Raw genomic sequence first — 17,035 nt, 5'->3', positions numbered from 1 at the left:
CAGCCGTTTCCGATTCGGAAACGCAGTTTTACGCCTGAATTTCACGAATCGCGTGACGCTAAGCAATTGTTGTGATACAATTTTTACCAAGGTCCGCAGAGGCCGACATGGAGGATGAGCAGACATCCTTGCATCTATTGGTTGAGAGAATGCGCGCGATGCGTGTTTTCAGTGGTGAGGAGCCGTTGTATGCGCGAATACCAGAACCGCGAAATCTGGCCCAATCGGCGAAATAACGCGGGAAAACCCAAGAAACTACCCATATTTTGTGTCTGAAGGGTGGTTTTTTGGTGACTGAATTGTTAACGACGGGTAATGATACCCCTCATTAAGCGGAAAATCGGCCTGCGCGGGCAGGCATAACAGCAGGCGGAAAAAAAATGACATTGAACCTGACAATGCCGGGACATGAAGAGTTGAAACCCAGGATCACCGTATTCGGCGTCGGTGGCGCGGGTGGCAACGCCGTGAACAACATGATCGAGAAGCAGCTCGATGGCGTGGATTTCGTCGTCGCGAATACCGACGCGCAGGCGCTCAGCCAGAGCGACGCGGATAACCGGGTTCAGCTGGGCGTGAAAGTCACCGAAGGTCTGGGCGCGGGTGCCCGCCCCAGCGTCGGCGCCGCCGCCGCCGAGGAAAGCATCGAACAGATCGTCGATCATCTGGCCGGCGCGCATATGTGCTTCATCACCGCCGGCATGGGCGGCGGGACCGGCACCGGCGCGGCCCCGATCATAGCGCAGGCCGCCCGCGAGCTGGGCGTTCTGACCGTCGGCGTTGTCACCAAGCCCTTCCAGTTCGAGGGCGCCAAGCGCATGAGGCAAGCCGAAGAAGGTGTTGATGCCCTTCAGAAAATGGTCGACACGCTGATCATCATTCCGAACCAGAACCTGTTCCGTCTGGCGAATGAGAAAACCACCTTTACCGAGGCCTTCTCGATGGCCGATGACGTGCTGTACCAGGGCGTCAAGGGGGTGACCGATCTGATGGTCCGCCCGGGCCTCATCAACCTCGATTTCGCCGATGTCCGCGCGGTGATGGACGAGATGGGCAAGGCGATGATGGGTACCGGCGAGGACAGCGGCGAAGACCGCGCGATCCAGGCCGCCGAGAAGGCGATTGCCAACCCGCTGCTGGACGAGATCAGCCTGCGCGGTGCCAAGGGTGTTCTCATCAACATCACCGGCGGTCACGATCTGACCCTGTTCGAGCTGGACGAAGCCGCCAACCGGATCCGCGAAGAGGTGGATGGCGACGCCAATATCATCGTCGGCTCGACCCTGGACACGGCGATGGAAGGCACCATGCGCGTCAGCGTCGTGGCCACCGGCATCGACGCCAGCGAAACCGTCTCGGATATTCCGGTTCCGCGCCGGTCGCTGGCGCAGCCGCTCAAGACCGCGGTCGAGGCGGAACGCCGCGATGAGCCGGTCACAGAGGCGCCGGCCGTTATGGCGAGGGCCGAGGAAGAACCGTCGCTTTTCAACGAGATGGACGCACAGCGCGCCGCCGCGGAAGAGCAGATGGAGGACATTTTCGAACCGGCGGCCGAGCAGCGCGCCGAGCGTATCGAAGATGACCTGCCGCCGCCCGCCTATACCCCGCGTGTCGAGGAATTCGACCCGTCTGCAAGCGATGACGGGGACAACCTGGAAGAGTTCGTGGCGCCGCGTGCCGCCGGGACACCTTCACCCGACGCGATGGCGCGCCTGCAGGCAGCCGTGGCCAAGGTGCCGAATGGCGGCTACGGCCGTCCACAGGAAAGCCGCAGCAGCGCCCCGGCTCCCAGTGCCGAGCGTCCGCGCTTTGGCATCAACACGCTGATCAATCGCATGACCGGCCATTCGAGCGATGGTGAAACCGCGCAGGCACCGCGCCCCGTGCGTCAGCAGCCCTCGGTCCAGGCGCCGCAGGCGCAGCGGGCACCTGTCGAACAATATGACGATGAAGAAGAAGAGCAGATCGAAATTCCTGCCTTCCTGCGGCGTCAGGCCAACTGATACCGGTCACTTAAGAAACCGTTAAAGGGCTGCCCAAGGGCGGTCCTTTTCGTTTGAATTCAAAGGCTTGCATCTGGAAAAAACAGGGTCGGCAAATAACCGCCATCGCCCCGATACGGCATGTTTCAGACCGTTGCAAAGTTTGAGTTGAGCATTTGCAGGTGCAGCATTAAATCCGGTGACCAAGCGCGGGCCACTCTCCGCGCGGGGATCTTGAGGACAGACTTGCAGAATACGATTAAATCACCGCTCTCCTTCGATGGGGTAGGCCTGCATTCGGGCGCACGGACGCGCCTGACGGTCGTTCCCGCACCGGCATCGCACGGTGTGGTGTTCCGTCGTACGGACGTGACGGATGCCTGCGACACGATTCCCGCCCGTTGGGACAATGTGCGCCAGTCGCCGCTCTGTACCCGTCTGGTCAACCAGGACGGTGTTTCGGTCTCGACGGTTGAGCACATCATGGCCGCGCTCGTCGGCTGCGGTATCCACAACGCGGTGGTCGAAATCGACGGCCCCGAGGTGCCAATCCTTGACGGCAGTTCGGCGGTGTTCGTGCGCGGTATCCTGGGCACCGGAATCGAACGGCAGGACGCGCCGGTGCGCGCGCTTCGGGTTCTGAAACCGGTCGAGGTGCGCAAGGGACAGGCGATCGCCCGTCTCAGCCCGCATGAGACGCTGCTGATCGAGTTCAACATCGAATTCGAAGATGCCGCGATCGGCGAACAGAAAAAGACCCTGAACATGTCGAATGGCAGCTTCGTGCGCGAGTTGTCGAACAGCCGGACCTTCTGCCGCAAGGCCGATGTCGATCACATGCGCGCCAACGGTCTGGCCCTTGGCGGCACGTTGGAAAACGCCGTTGTCGTCGATGGCGCGAACGTGCTCAGCCCCGGCGGCCTGCGCCACCGGGACGAGGCCGTGCGGCACAAGATGCTGGACGCGCTTGGCGACCTGGGGTTGGCGGGGATGCCGATCCTTGGGCATTACCATGGTTTCCGTGCGGGTCACGCCCTGACCAATGATCTGCTACGCGCGCTCTTTGCTGATCCGAACGCCTATGAGATCGTGGAATGCGATCCCGATACGGCCGCCCGTCTGCCGGGTGCCGGTGTGCATTGGGGCGAAATTCCCGACGTCGCCTGAACCCTCACGTGTAATTGCGCCAAAGGCGTTTTGCCCCGTAAAATTCTGTGCTAGGACCGAGGGCAAGATTGGGGTAGAGACCCGTCAAGGCGCAACAGAGGTGAGTTCAGGAATGACAGTCCGCAAGTTTCGGGCACAATGGGTAAGTGCGTTGGCCATCGCTTTGATCGTCACGGGGTGCGGCGGCATCCGGGGCAAGATCGACCGCGGCGATATCGACTTTGAAAACTATACGGCCAAGCAGATCTTCGAACGCGCGGAATATGACCTGGCCCGCAACGATCCCGATCTTGCCGCCAAGCACTTTGCCGAGGTCGAGCGACTCTATCCCTATTCCGAATGGGCCAAGCGCGCGGTTATCATGCAGGCCTTTTCCTATCACCAGGACAAGGATTATGAGAACAGTCGTTCGGCGGCGCAGCGGTTCATTGATTTCTACCCGTCGGACGAAGACGCGGCCTATGCCCAATATCTTCTGGCGCTCAGCTATTACGACCAGATTGACGAGGTTGGCCGCGACCAGGGCCTGACGTTCCAGGCGCTGCAATCGCTGCGTGAGGTGATCGAACGCTATCCCGACAGCGAATATGCCAGTTCGGCCGTGCTGAAATTCGACCTGGCCTTCAACCACCTGGCCGCCAAGGAAATGGAAATCGGGCGCTATTACCTGCGGCGCGATCATTTCGGAGCGGCGATCAACCGGTTCCGCGTGGTGGTCGAGGATTTCCAGACCACAACCCACACCGCCGAAGCACTGCACCGTCTGGTCGAGGCATATCTGTCGCTGGGCCTGACCAACGAGGCACAGACCGCCGGCGCGATCCTGGGTCACAATTTCCGTTCCACCGAATGGTACGAGGACAGCTACAAGCTGCTGACCGGGCGCGGGCTGGAGCTGGAGGCCGCCGGCGATAGCTGGTTGCGCCAGATCTACCGCCAGATGATCCAGGGGCGGTGGCTGTGATCCGCGCCTAAGGGGGGCAAGGTGCTCAGGTCTCTCGACATCCGCGACATGCTGATCATCGACCGGCTGGAACTCTCGTTTCAGCCGGGGCTGAACGTACTGACGGGCGAAACCGGCGCCGGTAAATCCATTCTGCTCGATTCCCTGGGATTCGTGCTGGGCTGGCGCGGGCGCGCGGAACTGGTCCGCGCCGGGGCCGAGCAGGGCGAAGTGCAGGCGGTGTTTGACCTGTCTGCCGATCACCCTGCGCGGGCGGTCCTGCAAGAGGCCGGATTGCCCGAGGAAGACGCGCTTATCCTGCGGCGGATCAATACCAGCGACGGGCGCAAGACCGCCTGGGTCAATGATCGGCGCTGTTCGGGCGAGGTTCTGCGCCGGCTGTCGGACACGTTGGTGGAACTGCATGGCCAGCATGATGATCGCGGCCTGCTGAACCCCAAGGGCCATCGCACCCTGCTGGACGAGTTTGGCGGGCTTGGGGGCGCCAGAGACAGGGTGCGCGCTGCCTGGCGCGCCATGGCCGAGGCGCGCAAGTCACTTGACCAGGCGCAGGCGGCACTGGACGTGGTGCGCGCCGAAGAGGAGTTTCTGCGCCACGCGGTGGCAGAGCTGGATGCGCTGGACCCGCAACCGGGCGAGGATGGCGAGTTGGACGCCCGCCGCCGCCTGATGCAGGGCGCCGAGCGTATCCGGGAAGACATTGCCCGGGCGGCACAGGCGCTTGGGACGGACGGGGCCGAGGGCCGCGCCGTGGATGCGCTGCGCTGGCTCGAAGATGCCGCCGACAAGGCCGAGGGGCAGTTGGATGAGCCGATTGCCGCGCTTGGCCGCGCGCTGGTCGAACTGGACGAGGCCGGTTCAGGCGTCGCACGCTGCCTCGAAACGCTGTCCTTCAACCCGCTGGAACTGGAACAGACCGAGGAACGCCTGTTCGCGATCCGGGCATTGGCGCGCAAGCATGATGTTGCACCGGACGATCTGGGGGCATTGGCCACGGGACTACGCGACAAGCTGACCGCCCTGGATCAGGGAGACGAGGACATCCGTGACCTGAGCCGCGCGCTTTCGCAGGCCGAGGCTGCCTATGACACGGCGGCGCAATCGCTCAGCGCCGCGCGGGCGAAGGCGGCCGGGCGGCTGGACAAGGCGGTGATGGCAGAGCTGGCGCCGCTCAAGATGGACCGCGCGGTGTTTGAAACCGCCATAACGCCGACCGAACCCGGTCCGCTGGGCCGCGACGAGGTGGGGTTCACGGTGGCCACCAATCCCGGCGCACCGTCGGGGCCGCTGGCACGGATCGCCTCGGGTGGCGAGCTCAGCCGGTTCCTGCTGGCGCTCAAGGTGTGCCTGACCGGCACGGATGCCGGCCTGACGCTGATTTTCGACGAGATTGACCGCGGTGTCGGCGGGGCAACGGCGGATGCGGTGGGCCGGCGGCTGGCGCAGCTGGCTGAACAGGGCCAGGTTCTGGTGGTCACCCATTCCCCGCAGGTCGCCGCGCTGGCATCGCACCACTGGCGGGTGGAAAAGCGAGTCGCCCGTGACCAGACCCTGTCAACCGTCACCGAACTGGCCGCACCGGACCGGGTTGACGAAATCGCCCGCATGCTCTCGGGTGACACGATCACCCCCGAGGCGCGCAGCGCGGCGCAGGCGCTGCTGGCAGGGTAACGTGCTGTAAATTAACCGATAAATCCAGGCGAAAGCAGGGTTTTTCCGTTAACCATTTTGTCACATTTTGCCTCGATTACGCCACAATTGACTCAAAATTGCCTTGAAATTGTCTCAATCTATGGTAGGTGCGGAAGGGTAACTAGTTAATCTGTGGGGGTTACTGATATGACTGCTTTTGGCAGACCCGCGTCCAGTGCGGCGCGCAAATTTTTCTCTTTTTTCGTAATTGCAACCTTCTCGCTCTGGGTCAATGAGGCGCAGGCGATGTCGTCCGGTGGCGGCGGCGGTGGTGGGTCAGCCGGCGGCGGTGGCGCTGCTGGTGGTGCCGGCGGCAACGCGGGCGGACCCGGCGGCGGCGGCGGCGGTGACAGCATCTTTTCCGACCGGAAACAGGATACCGTGACCCGTTCGCGTACGCCGGATGAGATCGTGGCGCCCGTGGGCTATGTCATTTCGGATGACGTCTGCACCGGCGGCAAGTACGAAAAGTGCTGATTGTCGTTGGGTAACAGCGTATTACGCGCTGAACCTGATGTTATGACCGGCTAGTTCCGAGGCGGTACAAGCTTGCCCGGGTTCATGGTGTTATCCGGATCAAGCGCCTGTTTGATCGCGCCCATGATCGCCCAGCCGTGGCCGTGCTCGCGGTCCATATAGCGTTTCTTGCCGATGCCGATGCCATGTTCGCCGGTAGCGGTGCCGCCATTGGCCAGTGCGCGCTCCACCATCCGGTGCGAGGCCGCTTCGACCGCGGCAAGCTGATCGGCATCACCTTTGTCAAACATCATCGAGGTGTGGAAATTGCCGTCGCCCACATGGCCCACGATCGGGCCGTGAATACCGGCGTTTTCCAGGTCCAGCCGCGTCTCCTCGATGACTTCCGCCAGCTTTGATATCGGCACGCAGACATCGGTGACCAGCACCTGCGCCCCCGGGCGCGTCGCCTTGATCGCGTGATAGGCGTTGTGGCGCATCGCCCAGAGCGCGTTGCGGTCCTCGGCCTTGGTGGCCCAGTCGAAACCCTTGCCGCCGTGACTGCGGGCGATTTCGCCGAAGCTTTCGGATTGTTCGGCCACACCCGATTCCGAGCCGTGAAATTCCAGCAGCAGGTGCGGGGCCTCAGCGAGGCCGCTGCCGGAATAGGCGTTGACCGCCTGCACTGTGGCCACATCGACCAGTTCGATCCGGGCCATCGGGATTCCCATCTGGATCGTGTCGATCACCGCCGATACGGCATTCCTGATGCTGGGAAAGGCGCAGACGGCGCTGGCCATCGCCTCGGGCTGGCCCTGCAGGCGCAGCGTCAGTTCGGTGATCAGGCCCAGCGTGCCCTCGGCGCCGACGAAAAGCCCGGTCAGGTCATATCCCGAAGAGGATTTGCGCGCGCGGCTGCCGGTGCGGATGATCTCACCGCCGGGGGTGACGACCTCTAACGACAGCACGTTCTGACGCATCCCGCCATAGCGCACCGTTGTCGTGCCGCTGGCGCGGGTCGACGCCATCCCGCCCAGGGTCGCATTGGCGCCGGGATCGACCGGAAAGAACAGGCCCGTGGCGCGCAGCTCTTCGTTGAGCGCCTCGCGGGTCACGCCGGGCTGCACCGTCACATCCATATCCGCCTGGCGGATTTCCAGGATGCGGTTCATCCGGCTGAAATCGACACAGACCCCGCCCGAGGGTGCCTGGGCCTGACCTTCGAGCGAGGTGCCGACGCCCCAGCCGATGACCGGCACGTGGTGCTGGCCGCAAACCCGAACGATTTCCGCCACTTCCTGCGCGTTTTCCGGATAGGCGACCGCGTCCGGCGGCATGAGTGGGAAATGGGTTTCACTCCGCCCGTGTAATTCCAGATCGGACTTGGACCGGCTCAGACGTTGTCCTAGAAATGTGGTCAACTGGGTGGTGACGGTCTCGATGCCCATCGGTGGTCCTCATGGATGGTTTCGGCGCAGTCTAGGCGAGTCGCCGGTCGGGGGAAAGAAGGACGATGCGGCAGGAAAGAAACGGCGGATGTTAGAACCGGAAGCGTCGATCTGGGCGGAAAAGCGCCGCGCCGCGGCCGCCGCGTTGCAAAAGGCGTGGCATGTTCTGCGTACCCGTGGCCCCAGCCAGTTCCAGTTCTGGATCATCGCGCTGCTTATCGGCATCGCGGCGGGGTTCGCCGCGCTGCTGTTCCGCAAGGGGATCAATGCGCTGCAGTATCTGGCCTATGGCACCGAGGATATGGCACGGATCCACAGCCATGCCGCATCGCTGCCATGGTACTGGGTACTGATCGTGCCGATCCTCGGCGGGTTGGCGGTTGGGGTGATCCTGCACAGGTTCACGCCGGATGGGCGGGCGCGGTCGGTGGCGGACGTGATCGAGGGCGCGGCGCTTCATGAGGGGCGCGTGGAAAAGCGCGCGGGGGTCGCCTCGGTCTTTGCCTCGCTCATCACCTTGGGCACTGGCGGATCATCGGGCAGGGAAGGCCCGGTGGTGCATATGGCCGGCATCATTTCAAGCTGGGTCAGCAACCGGATCAATGCCGACGGGATCACCGGGCGCGATCTGCTGGGCTGCGCGGTGGCGGCGGCGGTCTCGGCCTCGTTCAACGCACCCATCGCCGGGGCGCTCTTCGCGCTCGAGGTCGTGCTGCGGCATTTCGCGGTCCATGCCTTTGCCCCGATCGTCATCGCCTCGGTCGCGGGAACGGTGATCAACCGGCTGGAATTCGGCGATATTACCGAGTTCAACCTGCTGCAATCCTCGGCGCTGGAATTCTATGTCGAACTGCCCGCCTTTCTGATCCTGGGCCTGATCTGCGGGCTGGTCGCCACGGCGCTGATGCACGCGATCTTTGTGGCCGAGGGTTTCGCCGGGCATGTCCAGCGCCGCATCAACCTGCCGCGCTGGTTGCGCCCGGCCGTCGCCGGGGCGTTGCTGGGCGCGCTGGCGATCTGGTTCCCGCATATCATCGGGGTCGGGTACGAAACGACGACGGCGGCGCTGAGCGGCGAGTTGCTGCTGCACGAGGCGGTGGTTTTCGCAGTGCTCAAGGTGGTGGCAGTTGCGATCACCTTCGGCGGGCGGATGGGCGGCGGGATCTTTTCACCCTCGCTGATGGTGGGGGCGCTGACCGGGCTGGCCTTCGGGCTGATCGCCACGGCGCTGCTGCCGGATGTGTCGGGGTCGGTCACGCTTTATGCGCTGGCGGGGATGGGCGCGGTCGCCGCCGCCGTGCTGGGCGCGCCGATCTCCACCACGCTGATCGTGTTCGAACTGACCGGCGACTGGCAGACCGGGATCGCGGTGATGGTGGCGGTGTCGATGTCCACCGCCCTGGGCTCGCGGCTGGTCCGGCGGTCGTTCTTCCTGACCCAGCTTGACCGGCGCAATGTCCGCCTAGCGGCGGGGCCTCAGGCCTATCTGCTGGCGATGTTCCGGGTGACCAAGCTGATGCGGGGGGCGGATCACGAGCACCCGGCGGACGAGGCGGAATGCTGGGAGCTCATTGAAAACGGCATCTATATCGACGGGAACGCCACGCTAGAGCTGGCCATGCCCATTTTCGACCGCGTCGGGACGCGGTTCCTGCCGGTCGTGACCCTTGGCGGCGAGGATCAGCCACCCGAACTTCTGGGCGCGCTTTTCCATGTCGATGCGCTCAAGGCCTATAACCGCGCGCTGGCGGCGGTGTCCGAAGAAGAGCATAGCTGAGTGGGGTCTTGGAGCCCTTTGCAGTTCTCGGCATCGCCGTTGCAGGCACCGTTTTCTTTGAAGAAAACGGGAAGGAAAATTGAAATTTTCCGATACGGAATTTTCGAAAATTCCGTTGCCCTGCGATGGTGGTTTTGTCCCTAGAGAGGACCGCCCGGCCTAGATTTGCTCAACCGCCACGGCATCGCCGACATAAAACGCCAGGTGATCCTTGATGCGGGCCACGTCGTCCTTGGGGTTCTCATAGCTCCAGGCCGCGTTTTCGAGTGTCTGGCTCTTGGTGATGATCGAGAAATAACTGGCATCGCCCTTGTGCGGGCAATGGGTGCTGTGGTCGGTCGGTTCCAGAAATGCCATGGCGATGTCATCGCGGGGAAAATAGATCACGGCCGGATAGTCGCCCTCGTTCAGTTCGAGCGCATTCCTGCTTTCGGCCAGCACGGCCCCGCCTGCGCGCACGCTCCAGGTTCCGTCGGCCTTGCGTATCCGAATATCCGTCATCTTCCTCTCCTCCCGGTATCGCCGTCGTATTAATCGCAGCGTATTGTTACACTAATCTGTCACAGAGCGGCAGTTGCCCGCATCAGCCAATTTGCCGCATCTTCGCCAAGGCGCGGTGCGATCTTTTCCCGGCAGCGCGCGTGGTAATCGTTCAACCAGCCGCGCTCGGCCGCGGTCAGCATTTCCGCTTCGATCAGCCGCCGGTCGATCGGCACCCAGTTCAGCGTTTCGAAACAAAGTTTTCCGGTCTGGTCTCCGCCGGGCAGCGGCTCGGCCTCGGTCACCACTACCAGGTTTTCGATGCGGATGCCGAAAGCGCCTTCGCGATAGTAGCCCGGCTCGTTCGACACGATCATGCCCGGTTTGAACGGTACATGGCTGATCCGCGACAGGCGCTGCGGGCCTTCGTGGACGCACAGATGTACGCCGACGCCGTGACCGGTGCCGTGGTTGTAATCCTGATCGGCCAGCCAGAGCGGATAGCGGGCGATCGCGTCCAGATCGCGCCCCGCCAGCCCGCCGGGCCAGCGCAGCCGGCTGATGGCGATCATGCCCTGCAGAACGCGGGTAAACGCCGCACTTTCCTCTGCGCCGACATCGCCCACCGGCAGGGTGCGGGTGATGTCGGTGGTACCGTCCAGGTATTGCCCGCCGCCGTCCAGAACCAGCAGATCGCCGTTCTCCAGTGTCCGGTTGCTCTTGTGCGTGACCCGGTAATGCGCCAGTGCGCCGTGCGGGCCGCTGCCGGCGATGGTGTCAAAGCTGATGTCCAGCAATTTGCCGGAGGCCCGCCGGCACTGCTCGAGCCGTGTGACAACGTCGATCTCTGTAATGGTCCCCGGGGCCTGCGCATCGAACCAAGCCAGGAATTCACACAGCGCCGCGCCGTCGCGCAGATGCGCCTCGCGGGTGGCGGCGATCTCGGCGTCGTTCTTGCAGGCCTTGGGCAGGATCGGCGGTTCGTCCCCCCAGGCCCGGGCAACGCCGGCCTCATCCAGTTGCTGCACCACCCAGACCGGCACCCAGCTCTTGTCCAGCCGGACCGGGCCGGTCAGGCTGCGCAGGGCCGGGGCAAAGGCGTTGACGGGCCGTGTCAGAACCTCTCCGCCCAGATGGGCGCGCAGGGTATCGTCCAGTTTGGCCGCGTCGACGAACAGTGTCAGATGTCCTGTGTCCTGCAGGATGGCAAAGGCATGGGGCACCGGGTTGCGGGGGATGTCACTGCCGCGAATGTTCAGCGCCCACGCGATCGAATCGGGCAGGGTGATGATCGCGGCGCGATGCCCCGCCTCGCGCAGCTCTCGGGCCATTTCGGCGCGCTTGCTTTCATGGTCGCGGCCAGCGAATTCGACCGGGTAGGAAGAGATCTGCCCTTGCGGCGGCTCGGGCTGGTCGGGCCAGATCCCGTCGATCAGATTGGCGGTTGGACGCAGGGTGATGCCGCTGCCTTTCAGCCCCTGCTCAAGCGTCTCGATCTGTTCGGCGGTATAGAGCCAGGGATCGAACCCGACGGCGCCGCCCTCTGGCAGCTGCGTTCTGATCCAGTCGGCGGGCTTGGTCTCGGGCCAGTCTACCGGCGTGAAATGATCGGTGTCGACCTGCGCCTTGACCTGCACGCGGTAGCGGCCATCGACGAAAATACCCGCGATCTCTTGCAGGGCGATGCAGAACCCGGCCGAGCCGGTAAAGCCGGTCAGCCAGGCCAGCCGCGCATCGCGTTCGGCCACGTATTCGCCCTGATGGGCATCGGCGCGCGGAACCAGAAAACCGGCAAGCCCCTCGTCCTGCAGCGCCCCCCGCAATGCTGCCAGCCGCGCGGGGCCGGCCTCGGGCGTGGCGGTATCGTCGAAGGATTGGAACATGGCGGCATCCCTTTTTCTGGCTGTGGTGCATTTCTGGCTTAACGAACCGGAAATGACCAGAGCCTCGGGGCCGGCGCGGCGACCCGAGGGTAGAGATAGCCGCTCAGCGCACGAGCAGGTCGAGCGAATGGCGCGACAGACGTTCGACGCCGGTCCCGGTCACCAGTATGGAATGACCAAGACACATGGCCTGACCGGCCGCGCTGTCCATCAGGATCATGTGCAGGAAGAATACTTGATTTTCCTTCATGATCAGTGGGTTCCCCCGGTAGAACATCGGAAAATCCACCCAGATCGGGTTGTAGACCGCCCCCATGCCATAGCCGCAGGCCTGCAGCTTGGCATGGCCGAGGCCGCGCTTGTCTAGCACGCGCGCATGGGCGTCGTAGACATTGCCCATCGGATCGCCGGGGCGGATGGCCTCTTCGCAGGCCTCGATCGCCTCGACCGCGGCGGCGTGCATGTGACGCTGCCACTTGTTCGGGGCGCCGATCACCACGGTGCGCATCATGGCGGCGTGGTAACGCGCGTAGGCGCCCGACCATTCCCACGTCATCTGGTCCTGCGCATCCAGGTGACGGCGGCCCGAGTAGTAGCGGCACAGGAGCGCGCCGGGACCGGAGCCAAGGATGAATTCATTGCCCGCGTAATCACCGCCGCCCTTGAAGACGGCCCCCTGCATCGCAGCCAGGATGTCGCCTTCGAACGCGCCGGCCCGGGTCACGGCAAGCCCGGCATCCATCGCCTCGTCCGACAGCTTGGCCGCGCGCCGGTGCATGGCGATCTCGGCCGGGGATTTAACCCGGCGCAGGCCGCGGACCAGGTCCGATGCGTCGATCAGGCCGGGCAGGGCGGCGCGCAGCATCTGGCCGTTGAAATCCGTCAGCCCCGCGGTCCGGGATTCGAACCCCAGCCGGCCCTTGTCGACGCCAAGCTTTTTAAGCAGCGCGCGCAAATCCTGTGCCGGCGTGGCGCCTTCTACCTCGGTCCAGATGTGGATCTGGTCATCACCAAGGGTAGAGGTCAGTTGCGCCTGTCGCAGATCGGGCAGGCGGGTCAGCAGGTGCAGATCGCCACCGGCGGTTAGAACCATCGCCTGGAACATCGCAAAGCCGAACGTGTCGTAGCCGCAAATCCAGAAATGGCTTTCGGGTGCGAACATGATAAGCGCATCCAGCCCGGCATCGGCCACCGCCTGTGTTGCGCGGGCTTGCCGGGCTGCATATTCGGCAGTGTCGAAGTGAAAGGTCATTGGGGTCTCCAAGGTCACTCGGCAAACCCAATCGCGGCGCGACGCATTTGGCAAGGAAATTGCGCGGGCCGGCCGTGCCGGCAGCCGCGCCAAGGGCTCAGGAAACCTCTGCCAGCCGGGTCAGGATCGCGGTCCAGCCGTTTTCGTGATTGTCGCGGCTTTCCTGATCGGGGAACCGCACATGGGTCAGGGTGACATGGGTGCCGGTGCCCTCGGGCCGGAAATCCAGCGTCACGGTGCTGCCCTCGACGGAAAAGGGCGATTCCCAGGAAAACACCAGCCGGTTGGGCCGGTCGATTACCTTGTAGACGCCGCCATGGGGCATTTCGTCATCGCCATTCTTCATGATCAGATCAAACCGCCCGCCCTCGCGCGGGTCTGTCGCGGCACTGGGCGTGGTCATGCCCGGGCCGGGTTGCATGAACCGCATCAGCATCCCGGGGTCGAGCCACGCGTCGAATACCCGTTCGGGCGCCGCGGCGATGGTGCGGGAAACAGTCAGCGAAAGGTCATTTTCGGTCATCGTCATTGTCAGGTTCCTTTGTTAGCAGCGTATCGAGCGCCTCAAGCCTCTGCGCCCAGATCGAACGGAGATCATCGAACCAGCGGTCGATTTCCCGCAGCGGGTCCATCTGCACCTCGATCAGATGTTCGCGCCATTCGGTGCGGCGGATCACCAGACCGGCCTTTTCCAGCACCTTGATGTGCTTCGAGACCGAGTTCAGGCTCATCTCGAAATGCCCGGCGATTTTTGTCACCCGCTGTGCGCCATGCTGCGCAAGAAGCGTCAGGATGGCGCGGCGGGTGGGGTCGCTGGCGGCCTTCAGGATTTCGGTCAGGCGGTTCTGTGATTCTTGTTCAACCATATGGTTGAATAACATTATCTATATCGTCGATCAACCAAAAAGGTGAACGAAATGGCCGGTCCGTTCGCCTCATGCGGGCAGAATACGACTTTAGTCTCAATGGACCGCGTTTCGGGAAAACTTCCTTCCCATGTGAAGGCAGGCATGTTTATCTTTTGCCCATAGACAACAACAAACCTGGGAGGTGCCGATGTCACAGGTCAGCATGACCGTGAATGGCAAATCTGCGTCCGGCGAGATCGAAGGTCGCACATTGCTTGTAGAATTCCTGCGGGAAAATCTGGGCCTGACCGGCACGCATGTGGGCTGCGATACCAGCCAGTGCGGGGCCTGCGTCGTGCATGTGGACGGCAAGGCGGTGAAGTCCTGCACGATGTTTGCCGCCGAAGCCGACGGCGCCGAGGTGACGACGATCGAAGGCATGGGCAATGATGACGGCTCTCTTGGTACGATCCAGCAGGCTTTTCAGGATCACCACGGGCTGCAATGCGGTTTCTGCACGCCGGGCATGGTGATGAGCGCCGCCGCGCTGCTGGCTGACAACCCGAAACCAAGCGAGGCGGAAATCAGGGATTACCTCGAGGGCAATATCTGCCGCTGCACGGGGTATCATAACATCGTCAAGGCGATCATGGCCGCGGCAGGTCATGACGTTTCAGGAATCGCCGCGGAATAACGCGCCATTATACGGGAGGAATAAACATGCCAGCAGACGGAGGCATTGGCGCACCGACACCGCGCCGCGAGGATGTGAGGTTTCTGACAGGGTCAGGCAACTACACCGATGACATCAACCTGAACGGCCAGGCCTATGTGTATTTCCTGCGCTCGGACGTGGCCCATGGGACGCTGAACAACATCGACACGGCGGCGGCCGAGGCGATGCCGGGTGTCGTGCGGATTTTCACCGGCGAGGATTTTGCCGAGGTGGGCGGCGTGCCCTGCGGCTGGCAGGTGACCGACAAGCACGGCGAGCCGATGCAGGAGCCGGCGCATCCGGTTCTGGCGCGCGGCAAGGTCCGCCATGTGGGTGATCCGATTGCCGCCGTGGTGGCAGAAACGCTGGAACAGGCCCGTGACGCGGCCGAGGCGATCGAAGTCGATATCGACGAACTGCCCGCCGTGATCGACATGAAGGCGGCGCTGGAAGACGGCGCCACCAAGGTGCATGACGATCTGACATCCAACCTCTGCTATGACTGGGGGTTCATCGAGGACAACAAGGCTGCCGTGGACGAGGCGATTGCCAATGCCGCCCATGTGACCACGCTGGAGCTGGTCAACCAGCGCCTTGTGGCCAACCCGATGGAGCCGCGCGTGGCGGTGGGCGATTACCACCGCGCCAATGACGAAAGCACTCTTTACACCACGTCGCAGAACCCGCATGTGATCCGCCTTCTGATGGGCGCGTTCGTGCTGGGGATTGCCGAACACAAGCTGCGCGTCGTGGCGCCGGATGTGGGCGGCGGTTTCGGCTCGAAAATCTATCACTATGCCGAGGAAGCCTTTTGCACGTTTGCGGCGAAGGCGCTGAACCGGCCGGTCAAATGGACATCAAGCCGCTCCGAGGCATTCATCTCGGACGCGCAGGGGCGCGACCATGTGACCAAGATCGATCTGGCGCTGGATGCGGATAACAACTTCACGGCGATCCGTACCGAAACCTATGCCAACATGGGGGCCTATCTTTCGACCTTTGCGCCCTGTGTGCCAACCTACCTGCATGGCACGCTGATGGCCGGCAATTACAAGACCCCGAACATCTATGTGAACGTCAAGGCGGTATTTACCAACACGGTGCCGGTCGATGCCTATCGCGGTGCCGGACGGCCCGAGGCGACTTATCAGATCGAAAGGGTCATCGACAAGGCGGCGCGGGAGCTGGGCGTCGACCCGATTGCGCTGCGACGCCAGAACTTCATCACCCAGTTTCCCTATGCCACGCCCGTGGCGGTGGAATACGACACCGGTGATTACACGGCGACCATGGACAAGCTGGAAGAGATCGCCGATGTCGCCGGATTTGCCGCCCGCCGCAAGGAAAGCGAGGCGCGGGGCAAGCTGCGCGGCTTTGGCGTGAACTGCTATATCGAGGCTTGCGGGATTGCCCCCTCGGCGCTCGTGGGGGCTTTGGGCGCGCGCGCGGGGCTTTATGACGCCGCAACGGTGCGGGTGAACGCGACCGGGTCGATCTCGGTCATGGTGGGCGCGCATAGCCACGGGCAGGGGCACGAGACATCCTTCCCGCAGGTGGTGGCCGAGATGTTGGGCATCGACCCGTCGATGGTCGACATCGTTCATGGCGACACCTCGAAAATTCCCTTCGGCATGGGCACTTACGGATCGCGGTCGCTGGCAGTCTGCGGGTCGGCCATGGTGCGGGCCACGGAAAAGATCATCGCCAAGGCCAAGAAGATCGCGGCCCATATGCTTGAGGCGTCCGACGCCGATATCGAGCTGAAGGACGGCCAGTTCAGCGTCGCGGGCACCGACAAGTCGGTGGCCTGGGGCGATGTGACCCTGGCCGCCTACGTGCCGCATAATTACCCGATCGAGGATGTGGAGCCCGGGCTGGAGGAAACCGCCTTTTACGACCCTGCGAACTTTACCTATCCGTCCGGCGCCTATGCCTGCGAGGTGGAGGTCGACCCGGAAACCGGCAAGGTGACGATCGAACGGTTCGCCGCCGCCGACGATTTCGGCAATATCATCAATCCGATGATCGTCGACGGCCAGGTGCATGGCGGCCTGGGCCAGGGGATCGGGCAGGCGCTGCTGGAAAGCTGTACCTATGATGAAAGCGGCCAGCTGCTGACCGGGTCCTACATGGATTACGCCATGCCGCGTGCCGATGATGTGCCGTTCTACGCGGTCGATCATTCCTGCCAGACCCCGTGCACCCACAATCCGCTGGGTGTGAAGGGCTGTGGCGAGGCCGGGGCCATCGGCTCTCCGCCGACAGTGGTGAACGCGGTCATCGACGCGCTGCAAAGCGGCGGCCACAACATCACCCATATCGACATGCCGTTGTCGCCCTCGCGCGTCTGGCAGGCGATGCAAGGGTAAGG

At 63.3% G+C, this 17,035-nt stretch carries 14 protein-coding genes; 8 read left to right on the top strand and 6 right to left on the bottom strand.

What is annotated here, in order from left to right; translation table 11 throughout:
- Positions 1–380 precede the first annotated feature (380 nt).
- The 5 genes from ftsZ to AAFO92_RS09590 all read left to right on the top strand — a co-directional run bounded on the left by ftsZ (position 381) and on the right by AAFO92_RS09590 (position 6,282).
- Complete coding sequence (gene ftsZ / locus AAFO92_RS09610) at positions 381–2,003, top strand: cell division protein FtsZ (protein ID WP_347534517.1); 1,623 nt, start codon at positions 381–383, stop codon at positions 2,001–2,003.
- 225 nt (positions 2,004–2,228) lie between these two features.
- Positions 2,229–3,149 carry a UDP-3-O-acyl-N-acetylglucosamine deacetylase gene (gene lpxC, locus AAFO92_RS09605; RefSeq protein ID WP_347534516.1) on the top strand — a complete coding sequence of 307 codons (921 nt, stop codon included), beginning with the start codon at positions 2,229–2,231 and terminating at the stop codon, positions 3,147–3,149.
- 112 nt (positions 3,150–3,261) lie between these two features.
- Positions 3,262–4,113, top strand: coding sequence for an outer membrane protein assembly factor BamD (locus tag AAFO92_RS09600; RefSeq protein WP_347534515.1), 852 nt, complete (start codon positions 3,262–3,264; stop codon positions 4,111–4,113).
- Between the two features lie 21 nt (positions 4,114–4,134).
- Positions 4,135–5,784: a DNA repair protein RecN gene (recN, locus tag AAFO92_RS09595; protein ID WP_347534514.1), complete on the top strand. Its 1,650-nt coding sequence runs from the start codon at positions 4,135–4,137 to the stop codon at positions 5,782–5,784.
- A 267-nt stretch (positions 5,785–6,051) separates the two neighbouring features.
- Positions 6,052–6,282, top strand: coding sequence for a hypothetical protein (locus AAFO92_RS09590; RefSeq protein ID WP_347534513.1), 231 nt, complete (start codon positions 6,052–6,054; stop codon positions 6,280–6,282).
- A 50-nt stretch (positions 6,283–6,332) separates the two neighbouring features.
- Here AAFO92_RS09590 and AAFO92_RS09585 read toward each other — a convergent pair whose 3' ends face one another.
- Positions 6,333–7,709: an FAD-linked oxidase C-terminal domain-containing protein gene (locus AAFO92_RS09585; RefSeq protein ID WP_347534512.1), complete on the bottom strand. Its 1,377-nt coding sequence runs from the start codon at positions 7,707–7,709 to the stop codon at positions 6,333–6,335.
- An 88-nt stretch (positions 7,710–7,797) separates the two neighbouring features.
- On the opposite strand from AAFO92_RS09585, the gene AAFO92_RS09580 reads away from it, so the two are divergent.
- Positions 7,798–9,486, top strand: a complete 1,689-nt coding sequence (locus AAFO92_RS09580; protein ID WP_347534511.1) for a chloride channel protein — start codon at positions 7,798–7,800, stop codon at positions 9,484–9,486.
- Positions 9,487–9,645: 159 nt separating this feature from the next.
- Here AAFO92_RS09580 and AAFO92_RS09575 read toward each other — a convergent pair whose 3' ends face one another.
- The 5 genes from AAFO92_RS09575 to AAFO92_RS09555 form a co-directional block, all read right to left on the bottom strand.
- Positions 9,646–9,987 carry a DUF427 domain-containing protein gene (locus AAFO92_RS09575; RefSeq protein ID WP_347534510.1) on the bottom strand — a complete coding sequence of 114 codons (342 nt, stop codon included), beginning with the start codon at positions 9,985–9,987 and terminating at the stop codon, positions 9,646–9,648.
- Between the two features lie 59 nt (positions 9,988–10,046).
- Positions 10,047–11,849 carry an aminopeptidase P family protein gene (locus tag AAFO92_RS09570; RefSeq protein ID WP_347534509.1) on the bottom strand — a complete coding sequence of 601 codons (1,803 nt, stop codon included), beginning with the start codon at positions 11,847–11,849 and terminating at the stop codon, positions 10,047–10,049.
- A gap of 103 nt (positions 11,850–11,952) precedes the next feature.
- On the bottom strand, positions 11,953–13,101 hold the full coding sequence (locus AAFO92_RS09565; protein WP_347534508.1) for a Xaa-Pro peptidase family protein: 1,149 nt from the start codon (positions 13,099–13,101) through the stop codon (positions 11,953–11,955).
- A gap of 97 nt (positions 13,102–13,198) precedes the next feature.
- Positions 13,199–13,630, bottom strand: a complete 432-nt coding sequence (locus AAFO92_RS09560) for an SRPBCC domain-containing protein (RefSeq protein ID WP_347534507.1) — start codon at positions 13,628–13,630, stop codon at positions 13,199–13,201.
- Positions 13,611–13,967: a metalloregulator ArsR/SmtB family transcription factor gene (locus tag AAFO92_RS09555; protein ID WP_347534506.1), complete on the bottom strand. Its 357-nt coding sequence runs from the start codon at positions 13,965–13,967 to the stop codon at positions 13,611–13,613. Before AAFO92_RS09555 ends, AAFO92_RS09560 begins: the two co-directional genes overlap by 20 nt.
- Before the next feature lie 190 nt (positions 13,968–14,157).
- Between AAFO92_RS09555 and AAFO92_RS09550 the strand changes: the two genes are divergently transcribed.
- Positions 14,158–14,643, top strand: coding sequence for a (2Fe-2S)-binding protein (locus AAFO92_RS09550; RefSeq protein WP_347534505.1), 486 nt, complete (start codon positions 14,158–14,160; stop codon positions 14,641–14,643).
- A gap of 26 nt (positions 14,644–14,669) precedes the next feature.
- A complete protein-coding gene (locus AAFO92_RS09545) occupies positions 14,670–17,033 on the top strand; it encodes a xanthine dehydrogenase family protein molybdopterin-binding subunit (protein WP_347534504.1) in 2,364 nt (787 codons plus the stop codon).
- The last annotated feature ends 2 nt before the right edge of the window (positions 17,034–17,035 follow it).

This window comes from Roseovarius sp. CAU 1744, from assembly GCF_039839345.1.
Taxonomy (GTDB): Bacteria; Pseudomonadota; Alphaproteobacteria; order Rhodobacterales; family Rhodobacteraceae; genus Roseovarius.
This window is presented reverse-complemented; position numbering and strand designations above follow the sequence as displayed.

What these genes read in the sequence shown, in the direction of transcription:
- AAFO92_RS09580 (WP_347534511.1), top strand. Translation starts at nt 7,798, where the DNA reads ATGTTAGAACCGGAAGCGTCGATCTGGGCGGAAAAGCGCCGCGCCGCG.
- AAFO92_RS09560 (WP_347534507.1), bottom strand. Translation starts at nt 13,630, where the DNA reads ATGACGATGACCGAAAATGACCTTTCGCTGACTGTTTCCCGCACCATC.
- AAFO92_RS09585 (WP_347534512.1), bottom strand. Translation starts at nt 7,709, where the DNA reads ATGGGCATCGAGACCGTCACCACCCAGTTGACCACATTTCTAGGACAA.
- AAFO92_RS09555 (WP_347534506.1), bottom strand. Translation starts at nt 13,967, where the DNA reads ATGGTTGAACAAGAATCACAGAACCGCCTGACCGAAATCCTGAAGGCC.
- AAFO92_RS09550 (WP_347534505.1), top strand. Translation starts at nt 14,158, where the DNA reads ATGTCACAGGTCAGCATGACCGTGAATGGCAAATCTGCGTCCGGCGAG.
- AAFO92_RS09565 (WP_347534508.1), bottom strand. Translation starts at nt 13,101, where the DNA reads ATGACCTTTCACTTCGACACTGCCGAATATGCAGCCCGGCAAGCCCGC.
- AAFO92_RS09575 (WP_347534510.1), bottom strand. Translation starts at nt 9,987, where the DNA reads ATGACGGATATTCGGATACGCAAGGCCGACGGAACCTGGAGCGTGCGC.
- AAFO92_RS09545 (WP_347534504.1), top strand. Translation starts at nt 14,670, where the DNA reads ATGCCAGCAGACGGAGGCATTGGCGCACCGACACCGCGCCGCGAGGAT.
- AAFO92_RS09600 (WP_347534515.1), top strand. Translation starts at nt 3,262, where the DNA reads ATGACAGTCCGCAAGTTTCGGGCACAATGGGTAAGTGCGTTGGCCATC.
- ftsZ (WP_347534517.1), top strand. Translation starts at nt 381, where the DNA reads ATGACATTGAACCTGACAATGCCGGGACATGAAGAGTTGAAACCCAGG.
- AAFO92_RS09590 (WP_347534513.1), top strand. Translation starts at nt 6,052, where the DNA reads ATGTCGTCCGGTGGCGGCGGCGGTGGTGGGTCAGCCGGCGGCGGTGGC.
- AAFO92_RS09570 (WP_347534509.1), bottom strand. Translation starts at nt 11,849, where the DNA reads ATGTTCCAATCCTTCGACGATACCGCCACGCCCGAGGCCGGCCCCGCG.